The organism is Streptomyces griseus subsp. griseus (assembly GCF_003610995.1).
In the GTDB taxonomy this organism is placed as follows: Bacteria; Actinomycetota; Actinomycetes; order Streptomycetales; family Streptomycetaceae; genus Streptomyces.
Genome location: NZ_CP032543.1, coordinates 2,368,343 through 2,380,729, shown reverse-complemented (window position 1 = coordinate 2,380,729; position 12,387 = coordinate 2,368,343). Strand labels below are relative to the sequence as shown.

At 75.0% G+C, this 12,387-nt stretch carries 10 protein-coding genes and 1 pseudogene; 3 read left to right on the top strand and 8 right to left on the bottom strand.

Annotation, left to right across the window (positions count from 1 at the left end; genetic code table 11):
- Window positions 1–42: 42 nt before the first annotated feature.
- Entirely contained in the window at window positions 43–1,875 is a 1,833-nt protein-coding gene (locus D6270_RS10895) for a glycoside hydrolase family 3 protein (RefSeq protein ID WP_109165590.1), read from the bottom strand.
- Window positions 1,876–2,072: 197 nt separating this feature from the next.
- Between D6270_RS10895 and D6270_RS32945 the strand changes: the two are divergent.
- Window positions 2,073–2,546: pseudogene (locus D6270_RS32945) on the top strand (EamA family transporter); the annotation flags it as partial.
- Here D6270_RS32945 and D6270_RS10885 read toward each other — a convergent pair.
- The 7 genes from D6270_RS10885 to D6270_RS10855 all read right to left on the bottom strand — a co-directional run bounded on the left by D6270_RS10885 (window position 2,500) and on the right by D6270_RS10855 (window position 10,272).
- Window positions 2,500–3,288: a sugar phosphate isomerase/epimerase family protein gene (locus tag D6270_RS10885; RefSeq protein WP_109165591.1), complete on the bottom strand. Its 789-nt coding sequence runs from the start codon at window positions 3,286–3,288 to the stop codon at window positions 2,500–2,502. The pseudogene D6270_RS32945 and the gene D6270_RS10885 overlap by 47 nt on opposite strands.
- 76 nt (window positions 3,289–3,364) lie before the next feature.
- A complete protein-coding gene (locus D6270_RS10880) occupies window positions 3,365–3,955 on the bottom strand; it encodes a GAF domain-containing protein (RefSeq protein ID WP_109165592.1) in 591 nt (196 codons plus the stop codon).
- Entirely contained in the window at window positions 3,939–4,856 is a 918-nt protein-coding gene (locus tag D6270_RS10875) for a S8 family peptidase (RefSeq protein ID WP_109165593.1), read from the bottom strand. The genes D6270_RS10880 and D6270_RS10875 overlap by 17 nt, the downstream gene beginning before the upstream one ends.
- Before the next feature lie 3 nt (window positions 4,857–4,859).
- Window positions 4,860–8,024: an adenylate/guanylate cyclase domain-containing protein gene (locus D6270_RS10870; RefSeq protein WP_109165594.1), complete on the bottom strand. Its 3,165-nt coding sequence runs from the start codon at window positions 8,022–8,024 to the stop codon at window positions 4,860–4,862.
- A gap of 171 nt (window positions 8,025–8,195) precedes the next feature.
- On the bottom strand, window positions 8,196–8,426 hold the full coding sequence (locus D6270_RS10865; RefSeq protein WP_109165595.1) for an aroma-sacti cluster domain-containing protein: 231 nt from the start codon (window positions 8,424–8,426) through the stop codon (window positions 8,196–8,198).
- The gene (locus tag D6270_RS10860; protein WP_382772373.1) at window positions 8,423–9,196 is read right to left on the bottom strand and encodes an iron-containing redox enzyme family protein; all 774 of its coding nucleotides are present in this window, start codon (window positions 9,194–9,196) and stop codon (window positions 8,423–8,425) included. Before D6270_RS10860 ends, D6270_RS10865 begins: the two co-directional genes overlap by 4 nt.
- On the bottom strand, window positions 9,193–10,272 hold the full coding sequence (locus tag D6270_RS10855) for a radical SAM protein (protein ID WP_109167500.1): 1,080 nt from the start codon (window positions 10,270–10,272) through the stop codon (window positions 9,193–9,195). The genes D6270_RS10860 and D6270_RS10855 overlap by 4 nt, the downstream gene beginning before the upstream one ends.
- Before the next feature lie 340 nt (window positions 10,273–10,612).
- Between D6270_RS10855 and D6270_RS32940 the strand changes: the two genes are divergently transcribed.
- Together D6270_RS32940 and D6270_RS10850 are read left to right on the top strand one after the other, a co-directional pair.
- The gene (locus tag D6270_RS32940; protein ID WP_202418325.1) at window positions 10,613–10,771 is read left to right on the top strand and encodes a hypothetical protein; all 159 of its coding nucleotides are present in this window, start codon (window positions 10,613–10,615) and stop codon (window positions 10,769–10,771) included.
- Between the two features lie 288 nt (window positions 10,772–11,059).
- Complete coding sequence (locus D6270_RS10850) at window positions 11,060–12,331, top strand: MFS transporter (protein WP_109165596.1); 1,272 nt, start codon at window positions 11,060–11,062, stop codon at window positions 12,329–12,331.
- The last annotated feature ends 56 nt before the right edge of the window (window positions 12,332–12,387 follow it).

Below are 12,387 nucleotides of genomic sequence, written 5' to 3'. Positions count from 1 at the left end.
GAGCCGGCGGGCACCGTGCTGTGCCGCGGGCGCGTTCCGCGCTCAGTACGACAGCCCGTGGCCCACCGGGTACAGCACCCGCGCCGGGTCGTCCGCCCGCTGGACCGGCACCGGCAGCCGGCCCTCCGGCCTGGCGCGGCCCGCGATCACCCGTGCGGCGGCGCGGAGTTCGACATCCGTCCAGGAGTAGGACGCCAGGACCGCGGCGACGCCCCGGCCGGTGAGGTGGGCGGCGTCGTACGGGTTGCGGATCGCGACCGCCACCACCGGGACGCCGGTCGCCACGAGGGCGTCGACGAGGGCCAGTTGGGCGCTGCCCGCCGTGATGTTGTACGTGGCCACGACCACCGCGTCCCTGCCCTGTGCGGCGGCGACGGCCTCGGCGATCCTCGCCCGGTTCGGGGCCGTGCCGGTGGACAACGCCGTGGTGCCGAAGCCCAGTTCGGTGAAGGCGCCCGCCAGAGTGGTGGTCGGCGGGCCCGTCGTACCGGACGGGGAGGCCGGGTCGGCACCCACCACGAGCAGTCGGCGCCGGCTGCGGCGGGAGAGCGGGAGGAGAGCGCCGGGGTCGGCGAGCAGGGTCGTCGTGCGCTCGGTGATCCGGTCGGCGTCCAGGAGGTGCTTGCGGATGCCGACCGTGCGGTCGACCCCCCGGCCGCTGACGAACGGGTCGCGGAACAGACCCAGTCGGGTCTTGAGCCGCAGGATGCGCAGCACGGACTCCTCGATCCGCGCCTCGCTGATCTCGCCGCCCCGGACCGCCTCCAGCACCGCGTTCCAGGCGACGGACAGATCCGGCGGGTTGAGCAGCTGGTCCACGCCCGCGAGCAGCGCGAGGACCGGGACGCGGTCGTCACCGTACTTCGTCCGCACCCCCTCCATGCCCAGCGAGTCGGTGACCACCACCCCGTCGTAGCCCAGCTCCTCGCGGAGGATGCCGGTGAGGATCGGCCGGGAGAGGGTGGCCGGGTCCCCGGACGGGTCGAGGGCCGGGACCACGATGTGCGCGGTCATGACCGAATCGATGCGGGCCCGGATCGCGGCCCGGAACGGCGGCGCGTCCAGCTCCTCCCACTCCCGCCGGGTGTGCTCGATGACCGGCAGCCCGGTGTGGCTGTCGGTGCTGGTGTCGCCGTGGCCAGGGAAGTGCTTGGCGGTGGCCGCGACCCCGGCGCTCTGATACCCCTTCACCTGCGCCGCGACCAGCTCGGCCACCGACTCGGGGTCGGAGCCGAAGGAGCGTACGCCGATGACCGGATTGGCCGGGTTCACATTGACGTCGGCGTCCGGCGCGTAGTTCTGGTTGATGCCGAGCGCGGCCAGCTCGGCGCCCGCGATCCAGGCCGCCCGCCGGGTGTCGGAGCGCGAGCCGCCCGCGCCGAGCGCCATCGCACCCGGCAGCAGCGTGGCGGGCGCGCCGACGCGGCAGACGATGCCGTGTTCCTGGTCGGTGGAGATGAGCAGCGGCACACGGGAGCGGGTGGTGAGGGCGGCCTGCTGGATGCCGTTGGAGAGGCTGGCGATCTGGTGCGGGTCGCGGGTGTTGTGGGCCCAGGAGAAGTAGATGATCCCGCCGACGTGGTACGCCGAGACCAGCTCGGCGGCGGTACGGACCCCGATCTCCTGGAGGTTCGCGTCGATGTCGGCCTGGTCGGGGTCGGTGGCGGAGTGCCCGTACACCCGCATCACGAAGAGCTGGCCGACCTTCTCCTCCAGGCTCATCCCGGCGATGATCCGCCGCAGCCGACGGTCGGTGGAGGGGTTCGTGGGGTGCGCGGCCGCGGTGCCGGCGGCGGAGAGGACGCCGGTGGCCGCGGCGGCCGTGGCGGCGGCGGTGGCGGTGAGGAGGGTGCGTCGTGAGGTGCGATGGGGCACGTGAGCTCCTTCCCTGACTGAAAGAAACTTCCAAGATGATACGGATATAGGGAAAGTAACTTTCGGTCAAGAGGGCGGGAGTGCACCGGGAACGACACGCGCGCGAAGGGGTGGTCCACCTGGGACGGGCCCCGGGGCTCGCTCCGGCCCGGCCGCCGCCCCATGGGCCTGGAGCGCGGAGACCGCCGCCGTGATCGCCGGGCGTGCTCGCCTTCACGGTCCGGGCCTCGACCGTGCCCGTCCTACCGCTGCTCGGCCTCTCGCTCCTCATCGAGGGCTGGGGCCGCGACGTGGCGGCTCTGGCCGCGCTGGACTGGAGCGGGGTGGCGATCATCCCGTTCATCGCCTGGGTCAGTACGGTGTTCGGCTTCGGCGCCTGGGGCTTCCCGCCCCGCCACCACCCGGCCTCGTCCGTCGCCCCGTTATGCCTGCCGGTCCCGGTCGTCGGGATGTCTTCGGCCGCCCTGTTCCTGGGCGAGCCGGTGAGCCCACTGCGGCGGCGCGCGGCGGTGCTGCTGGTCGGCGGGGTGGCGCTGACCAGGCCGACAGGCGGGCGCCGGGCCGTCACCCCTGCGGCGCCCGGCTCCGTACGCCCTACCGCTTCGCAGCCGCCGCTCGCGGCCCCTACCCCTTCGGTGCCCCCACCCGCAGCAGATGCTCCCGGCCCGCGCCCAGCAGCCCCGGGAGGTCCGCCGCGTCCGGGTGCCAGCGCTTCTCGTACTCCCAGCACACCCATGTCTCCGGGCCCAGCGGCTCCAGGCAGGCGGCCAGCGGCAGCACCCCCGCGCCCAGGGGCAGCGGGGTGAGGTCGTCCGCCGATGCGACGTCCTTCACCTGTACGTAGCCGAGGTGCGGGGCCAGCACCGCGTGGCTCGCGGTGGGGTCCTCGCCGGACAGCCAGGTGTGCAGGACATCCCAGATGGCGCCGATCCTGGGGTGGCCGACGGTGCCCACGATCCGGGCCACGTCGGCGCCCGCGCGGTGCGTGTCGTGGGTCTCCAGCAGGATGGTGACGCCTATGTCGGCGGCGGCCGGGGCGGCGGAACCCAGGCGGCGGGCGGCCGTCGCGTCGGCGTCCGCCGGGTCCTGGTCGCCGCCGCCGGGGAAGACGCGGACGTAGCGGGCGCCCAGGTCCCGGGCGAGCTTCACCAGCTCGGCCAGTTCGGCGGAGATCGCCTCGTCGTCGCCCTCGGAGGCCACCTGGACGTACCCGGCCACGGTCAGGATCTCCACCCCGGCCGCCTTGAACACCTCGACGACATCGGCCCGTTCGAGGGAGGAGAGGCCCAGGTGCACGGGCTCCTCGGGGTGGGCGCGCAGCTCCACGCCCCGGTAACCGTGCTCGGCGGCGAGCCGTACGACCTCGGCCACCGGCATCCCCGGCACCCCGAGAGTGGAGAAAGCGAGCTTCACGTGCCTGTCCTTCCATCGTGGCCGCGCGGGAGCGGGTCCGGCGCCTTCTCCCGGCTCCTGCCCACCGTGCGGGCCCCTATGCGGTGCCCCGCAGCACCTGCTCCAGGCTACCGAGCAGCCGCAGCGCGTCCTCGCGCTCCGCGCCGTCCAGCACCCGACCGGCGGAGACCGCCACCGGCTCCGGGGTGATCACCCGCAGGGCCGCCGCCGCCTGCCGGGCGAACATCGCCAGCAGGTCCAGCTCCCGCACGCTGCTCCGGGCCTGCGGTGACGCGTCCAGCACCTCCAGGACGCCGAGGACGCGCGCGTCGCTGATCAGCGGGGCCGCCATCAGGGAGTTCGGGACGTACGCCGTCGACTCCGCCAGTGAGCGGTCGAAGGACGGGTCGTCGGCCAGGTCGTCCACCACCATCGGCTCGCCGGAGGTCGCCACCCAGCCGGCGATGCCGCGCCCGGCCGGGAACCGGCGGCCCACCAGGAACTCCTGGCCCTCCCCGGACACCGCCTGGAACACCAGCTCGTCCGCCTCCTCGTCCAGCAGGAGGACCGAGCTGGCCGCAGCGCCGAAGATGGCCCGGGCCACGTCGACGACCGACTGGAGCAGTTCGCCGCGGGGCGCGTCGGCAGGAGTGAAGGGGGCGGGGGCGGATTCAGTCTTCGGAGTCATCGCGGGTATCTCCTGCCGCTGTTGAGGGACGCGGGTGTGCGGCGGCGGGCTCGTGCCGCACGTTGGCCGCCGACAGATAAAGGGCGTTCTTGAGCTGGAAGGCCGTCATCCGGGGGTGCGCCGAGAGGATGCGTGCGCAGAGCCCGGCGACGTACGGCGTGGCGAAGCTGTTCCCGGTGGTGCGGATCGTCCGGCCGCCCAGCCACGGCACGGTGACGTTCTGGCCCGGCCCGAAGAACTCCACGGGCGGCTGTGGGTTGTAGAGGTGGAGGTCGGGGTCGTCCTCCTGGTGGCTGCCGACGGAGATCACCGAGGCGAACCGCCACGGGAAGCTCTCCACCGGGGTGTTGTGGGCCGAGGCGACGATCACCGTACGGGCGAAGTAGGCGGAGTCCGCGAGGGAGTGCAGCTCCTGCGCGAACCGGGTGCGGGTCGTCGACAGGCTCAGGTTCACCACGTCGAACCGCTGCTCCACCGCCCACCGCAGCCCCGCCATCAGGATGTCCCCGGTCCCGGAGAACCGCTCACCCAGCACCCGTACGCTGTGGATCTCGCACTCCGGCGCGGTCCGGCGGATGATGCCCGCGCACGCGGTGCCGTGGCCGCAGGTATCGCCGGTGGTCGTCGGTTCCACCGTGATCTCGCCGCTCTCCGCGTCCTTGACGACCACCCAGGAGGCGGCCGGTTCGCCGACCAGCGGATGGTCGCGCTCCACCCCCGAGTCCACCACGCAGACGCGGACGCCGCGCCCCAGGGCGGGCCCGGCGGGCTGCCCGCCCGGCGGCCCCGGATCGCCCAGTACCGGCACGTCCTCGGGGCCGCGCCCGCGCAGACTCCAGGTGAGGCCCTGCCCGGGCGCGGCCCTCGTCCCGGCTGTCGCCGTCGCTTCCGTGGTGCCCATCGGTCAGCTCCCTTCCCTCGTCGTGCTCGTCGTGGCCATGGCCGGGGGTCCTGTCTGCGCTCCGAGGAAGGCCGCCACCCGGCGGGTCCCCGGCAGGTGGCCCTTGTGCGCGAAGTGCTCCCCGGCGCTCCGGGCCGCCGCCACCGCGTCGGCCGTGCGGTGCAGCGCGGCGAGCGTGCGGGCCCGGTCCAGTTCGGCGGAGGCCTGGACCAGCGGTGAGTCGGTGAGCAGGGATGCGCGTACGGCCCTGTCGGCGTGGTGCAGCGCCTCGTCCGGGCGGTCCGGGGCCGCCAGCCGGGCCCGCAACCCCTCCAGGTCGACGGCGTCCGCGCGGCTCAGCCCCGACGCGCCACCGATGCCCGCCAGCCACTCCACCGCCCGGTCGGCCCGGCCCGCGTCCAGCTCCAGCCGGGCCGCGTCCAGCGCGAGCGCCGTCCGCATCCCCGCGGCCCCCATGCGCCGGGCCGCCGTGTCCGCCCTGGCCAGCAGCTCCAGGGCCTCCGCGTCCCGGCCGAGCAGCGCCTCCACCGTCGCCCGGAACACCGGCAGGAAGACCTCCGCCTCCGCGAACCCCAGCTTCCCGGCCAGCCGTTCGGCCTCGGCCAGGCAGGCGTACGCCTCGTCGGGCCGGTCCTGGAGCCCGTACAGCACGGCCAGCGGGCAGTTGAGCGTCACCCGGACCGTCGGCCGGCCCGAACCGTGCGCCGCCAGCAGGGCGCGGCACCGCTCCACCGCCTCCGGCACCGGGACGGGCCCGCGCCAGAGTGAGATCCCGATCGCGCCCAGCGCCCCGGCCCGCTCCGGCTCCGCCCCGGCCGCCACCGCGTGCTCCAGGGCCCGCGCGTGGTCGCGCTCCGCCTCCTCGTGGCGGCCCGACTGCTGGAGCTGCTGGGCGAGGCGGAGATGGGCGCGGGCCCGGCCGATCGCGTCCCCGGCCGCCTCGAAGACCGGCAGCACCGCCCGGGCCGTGGCGGCGGGGCCAGGGCTCGCCGCCGGGTCCAGCACCGCCAGCGCCAGGCGGGCGTGCGCGGACTCCACGGGGGTGGTGGCCAAGTCCCTGACCGTGCGCAGCAGTTCGGCACCCTCCTCGGTCCGGCCGAGCGCCACCCGTACCTCACCGAGCCCCAGCACCGCCCGCGCCGCCTCCGGCCGCAGCTCCACCGCCCGCTCCAGCAGCCCGTGCGCCCAGTGCAGGTCGGACCGGGCGGCGGCCTGCGCCCCGGCCCGGCCGAGCGCGGCGGCGGCGCGGTCCCGCAGCGCCCGGGCCCGGTCGTCCAGCAGCCCCAGCTCGGCGCGGTAGCGGTAGGCGCGCTCCAGATGGCCGCCGACCGCGCCGTCCCCGGTCCGCTCCACGCTCGGCAGCTCGGCCGCCCACGCGTGGCGCTCCGCCTTGGCCCGCTTGGAGAGCGAGGCGTAGGCGACCTCGTGCACCAGACCACTGCTGAAGCGGTACGCCGACGACTCCCCGGCCCCGGAGGGCGCGGGCTCCACCAGCCGCCGCCGGGCCAGCGCGGCGAGCGCCTCGTCGACGCCGCCGAGATCCCGGGGGCCGGGGGCGTCCGGCCGCTCCGCCGTCCGTACCGCCAGCTCCAGCCGCACCAGCTCCGCCGCCGCGAACTCCCGGCCGATCACGGCGGCCAGGTCCACCACCCCGCGCTCGGCCCGGGCCAGCGCCCCGATCCGGGCCCCCAGCAGGGCCTGGAGGGTGGGCGGAAGCTCCCCTTCCGGAGTCGGGGCGGCGGCCCGGTCGCCGACGAGCAGCTGCTCCAGATAGAGCGGATTGCCCTCCGAGCGGGCCAGGAGCCGGTCGTCGGCGGGGACGGGACGGCCGTCGAGCTGTGCCAGACCGGCGGCGAGCCGGGCCGCCGCCTCGCGGGGGAGGCCGGTGAGCTGGAGGTGCCCCCGCCGCCCGCCCGCCGCGCCCGCACCCCGGTCCTCCTCCGGCCGGCCCGCGCAGATCACCAGGGTGCGCGCGGGCCCGGCCGCGCCCGTCAGCCGGTCCACCGTCCGGACCAGCAGGGGCGCCGCCGCATGCCAGTCGTCGAGGACCAGGACCACCGGCCGCTCCCGGCCCGTCCGGGTCAGGACGACGGTCAGCGCGGCGCACATGTCCTCGAAGGGCGCGTTGGGGGTGCCGTCGCGGAGCAGACCCCCGGTGAGCAGGGCCATCGCGTCGTCGACCGCCTCGTCCCCGGCGGCGAGGGCGGGCGGGAGCAGCGAGCGTACGGCGTCGGCGAGGGGCGCCAGCGTGCCGTGGTCCCCGTAGGTGCGGCAGCGGCCCGCCCCGTACGCGAAGGCGCCCGCGCCGCCGTGGCGCGTCAGCCACTCCCGTACCAGCCGGGTCTTGCCGATGCCCGCCTCGCCGGTCACCCGCAGCAGACCCGGGCGGTCCTCTTGTACGGTCTCGGCCAACGCCCTTCTCAGCGCGTCCAGTTCGGTGGTGCGGCCGACGAAGGGGGCGTCGAAGCGGCGCAGCAGCTCGGGGTCGTCCGCCCCGAGCGCCAGCAGCCGGTACGCCTGCACGCTCTCCCGCTTGCCCTTGAGCCGCAGCGGGCCGGTGGGCTCGGCCTGCACCGTGGGGCCGGCGGCGAGGAGGGTCTGCGGGCCGATGAGGATCTCGCCGGGACCCGCGTTCTGCTCAAGGCGGGCGGCGATGTTGACGACCTCCCCGGAGACCAGGGCCTGCCGGGCGGTGGCATCCGAACCCGCCACCACCTGACCGGTGTTGACCCCGACCCGGGTGGTGAGCCGGATGCCGAGCGAGGCGTCCAGCTCCTCGTTGAGGGCGTCCAGCGCCCGGCGCATCCCGAGCGCCGCCGCCAGGGCCCGCCGGGCGTCGTCCTCACGGACCACCGGCACGCCGAACACCGCCATGACCGCGTCCCCGATGAACTTCTCCGGGGTGCCGCCGCGCGCCACGATCTGCGCGCTCATCGCCTCGAAGTACCGCAGGGTCACCGTGCGCAGGGTCTCCGGGTCCAGCACCCCGGACAGGGCGGTGGAGCCCACCAGATCGCAGAACAGCACGGTCACCGGCTTGCGTTCGTCCTCGGCCGGAGGCGGGACGGGTGCGGGGGCGGCAGCGGCCGGACCGGCGCACGGCGTCCCGCAGGACGAGCAGAACCGGGCCGTGGAGGGAAGCTCCTGTCGGCACGAGGGGCAGGTCATGGCGGGTCCTCAACTCTCCTGGTCCAACTCGCCCCGGAAGAGGGGGCGGTGGCTGATCCGGTCCCGGGGGCGCCCGCGCCGGACCCCCGTCCTGGCGCGGGCGCCCCCGGCGCGGGCCGGGCCTCTCGTCCGGATCAGGCCGGGCTCGCGGGCCGATCCGGACGGAAGCCCCTAGAACAGCGCGCCACCCGCGATCTCGCCGTGGGCCTGGACCTCGGGGCCCACCGCGTCCAGCCGGCTCTTGACGTCCAGCAGCAGGGTCAGCTCCTGCGGTGACAGCTCGCCGAGCACCTGGCGCTGCTCCTCGGTGAGGAGGTCCACGGGGAACCCCGCCTCGTACAACACGGCTTCCGTGGGCAGCTGTTCGGGATCGGTGGGCGGTGGTTGCGGCGGTCCGGTCATGGGGTGACTCCCGTCGGTGAGGTGGGTCCGGCTCCCCGCAGCGACGGCGCCGGTGCGGAGCGCCCGAGCCGGACGAACAGCCGGGTGAGCGCGTCGAGGGAGTGCAGCGCGCTGACCGCGACGGCCGCTTCCTGGTCCCGGGTCAGCGGCAGCCGGTCCAGCAGCGCGTACAGCTCGTCCAGATGGTCCGTGTCGAGTGCCGCGTGCTCCCGTACGGTCCGCAGGGCGGCGGCGGGCAGCCCGGTCAGGGAAGCGATGCGGTCGGTCAGCCCGGGGGCGGGGGCGTACCCCTCCAGCACCGCGATATAGCCGAGCAGGGTCACCGGGTGGTGGTTCTCGATCCAGTAGAACTGGGGGCCGACGAGGGTGGCCACGTCCGGCGGTGGCAACGGGCCGGGCGCGTCCCCGGCTGTCGCGCCCGCCGCGACCAGATCCTCCAGCAGCCAGGCGTCGTGCCCGGCCTCCTCGCGGATGTGCTCCACCAGGTAGGCGGACAGCGGTTCCGACAGCGGGTCACCGGGGTCGTCGGAGGCGCGCCACAGGGCCAGTTCCATCAGCGGTACGGAGGCCCGGATCACGGCGTGCATGGTGGACAGGTAGGTCCGGTAGCGGTCCACCAGCCCCTCAGCGCGCCACATATGGGTGGTGGCGCCTCGGAACTCCGGTTCCAGGAGCAGGAGTTTGGTGCGCAGGCGCGTCGAGACGGTCGCGGTGGCGGTGTTCGCGGCTGTGGCGGTCGATGCGGAGGTGCTCGTCCAGGTGATGCTCACCGGGTGCTCCCCGCGCCCCGGGCTCCGACCAGCGGGGCGTACGCCGAGCAGCCGTGCCGCCGGACGACCCCCTCCGGCCCGCCCAGCGCACCGCGCTGCGCGGCGGCCAGGTCCAGCAGCGCGCCCGCCGGTCCGGCCGCCACCGCCCGGGCCCCGGCCGCCACCGCCTCGTCCCCGCCCAGCGCCCGGCAGCCGTCGCAGTAGGAGCCCGGCCGGGGTGCGGCGCCTGAGCGGGCGGCCAGATGGGCGGGCCCGACCGTGCGGATCATCCGCAACACCGGTGATTCCAGGGCCCGTCGGCGTACCGTCTCCCAGTCGTCGGAGCCGATGTGCCCGAGGTCCAGATGGGCGGGGGCGGGGCGCCGGTCCACCGTGTCCTGGTTGCAGCAGGCCAGCACCGTACCGTCGAAGGCGACCACCGGCCAGGCGGCCATGGAGCACGGCGCCGCCGCCGACGGGTCGGGGCCGCCGCGTGCGGGCCGGGCCCAGGAGGCGGCCCGGCCGAACGGCCGCACCTCGTTGACCAGCGACGGCACCCGGCCGCCGAACTCCTGGTCGATGGCGCGGGTGATGTCGGCCAGATACGGATCGTCCGCCCCGGTCCCCGTGAGGTGGAAGCTGACGGAGACACCCGACTCGCGGATGCGGTGCAGCGCCCGGAACACGTCGGCGCGCGCCACCTCCCGCTCATGGTGCACGTCCAGGCTCGCGGAGAAGTGGTCGACCTGGGCGATCGCGCGCAGGATCGCGGGCGGGATCTCCTTGGAGCGGGCGAAGAACATGCCGCTCAGCACCGCCGTACGCGATCCGGCGCGGCGCGCGAGGAAGCTCAGCTCGCCGGCGAGCGTCGGCAGGAGCAGCGGCTCCCCGCCCGTCAGCATGACGACGTCCGGGCGGTTCTCGGAGGTGAACGAGCCGACGAAACGCAGGAGCCGGTCCGCGTCCGGCTCCTCCCGCACGGTCAGGTCCGACCCGGTGGAGCAGTGCCCGCACCGCAGGGGGCAGCGGCGGGTGAGGCCGAGCAGCAGACCGGCGGCCGGGAAGGGCCGCAGTCCGACGAGTTCGGCGAGTTCCATACGGGCCGCCTCCTTCGGGGCCGGGGCGCGCCCGTACTCCAGGGGCCGGTGCGCGCCCGCCCAGGCTGCGACGTACCGGTTCACCGGCGGTCTGCGGATGCTTCGGCGACGGTATGGGCGCAGGTCAGGGAGGGGGCGGGGACCCGCCAGGCGGGCCCGGCGCACGGGTCCACGGCCGGCGAGCTGGCCCCATACCGCCGCCATACCGGCGCCGAAGCGTCTTCGAGGCCGGCGCTCCTAACTTTCTCGGCAACGGCAGGCACCGGCCCGCCGCACCGGAGACCGCGGTACGCATCCCACGGATTCCGGGTCCAGCAGTGACGAGTGGACGGAGACCACCATGTCCGAGAACACGAAGCCCGCCGCCGACGAGAACAACGAGAACGAGTCCGCCGAGGTCGAGGCGCACTCCGTGCTGGACCTCCAGGAGACGTCCGTCGACAAGGTCGTGGCGCCGGGCAGCTGCGTCAGCGTGCTCAGCGTCGTCATGGAGAACTGACCGGGCCGCACCGGGGCGGCGCCACGGAGGCTGAGACAGCTCTCCCCGCCGTGGCGCCCGGCCGGCCGGTGATGTGGGGCGGTTCCGTCACGACGGAGCCGCCCCGCCGTCGATTCCGGCCCGCGCCCGCCCACCCGAACGGCACCTCAGGAGAAGTCACCCCCCCCGGACACCACCCCCGGGAACCCCCGGACACCACCCCCCGGAACCCCCGGACACCACCCCCGGGACACCACCCCGCCGAACGGACCACCGACCGACCCCCCCGCCCACCACCGGGAGACCACGATGACCAAGCCGCTACGCGAAAACCGGGACTTCCGGCTGCTCTGGCTGAGCGGCCTCTTCGCGGTCCTCGGCGGGCAGATGAGTGCCCTGGCCCTTCCCCTGCTGGTCCTCAAGGAGACCGGCTCCCCGGTGCAGGCCGGTGCTGTCGGGACGGTGTCCGTGGGAGCCGTCCTGATCACCATGCTGCCCGGCGGGGTGATGGCGGACCGCATCGAACGCCGCCGGCTGATGAGGCTGTGCGACGTCGGCAGCCTGACCGTCGTCACCGCCCTGACCATCGCCGTCCTGTACGGGCACGCCCCCATGGCGCTCGTCCTGCTCGTCGCCGCGGCGGGTGCGGTGATCAGCAGCGTCTACGCGCCCGCCGTCTTCGGCCTGATGCGCGCGGTCGTCCCGGCCGACCAGATGGGCACCGCCACCGCACGGCTCCAGGCGCGCACCCAGACGGCCCGGCTGGTCGGGCCGCTCGTCGGGGGTGCGCTCTTCGGCCTCCACCCGGCGCTGCCGTTCGCCGTCGAGGCGCTCGGCCTGCTCGCGTCGACCGTCTGCGTGGCTCTCGTACGCACCCGCTCGCGGGCCAGGACGGCGGCGGGCTCCGCGTTCAGCAAGCGCGAACTCACGGCAGGCCTCACGTTCCTGTGGCAGATTCCCTACCTGCGGACGGTCCTGCTCATCTTCGGCCTGGGCATGAACTTCGCCTTCGGCTCCCTCACCTTCATCGCGCTGACCGCCTTCTCCGACGGAGGCCGCTCCGGGATCGGCGGCGGCTTCGTCATCAGCTGTGTCTCCGCCGGGGCCCTGGCCGGGGCGCTGTTCGCGCCGAGGATCAAACCCGCCCGGCACTCCCGGGTGCTGATCGTCGCCACCTGCTGGACCTGTGTGGCCGCCGCCGGCGTGATGGCGTGGCTCAGCCGGCCCCTGGTGGCCGGGCTGATGTGCGCGCTGTGCATGTTCCTGTCGACGGTCGCCAGCATCGGGTTCCTGTCGAAGCTGCTGGTGGTGACCCCGGAGGAGAAGGTGGGCCGGGTGCAGAGCGCGGCCGGGTTCCTGTCCTCCATGGTCCAGCCGTTCGGGCCGCTGGCCGGTGGTGCGCTGCTGATGGCGTTCGGCGCCCGCTGGGCCTTCACCCTGACCGGGTGCGTCCTGGCCGTGTCGGCGCTCGTGGTCACCTTCGCCGCCTCGGCCCGTACGGAACCGGCGCCTCCGGCCCACGAGCCGGAGCCGACCGAGCCGGTGGCGCCCGCGGCCAAGCACGCCACCCCCGGGACCTGACCCCTCCCGACCCCCTTCGAGAGGCCTTCGCCCCCTTCGAGAAGAGAGAGCCGAGC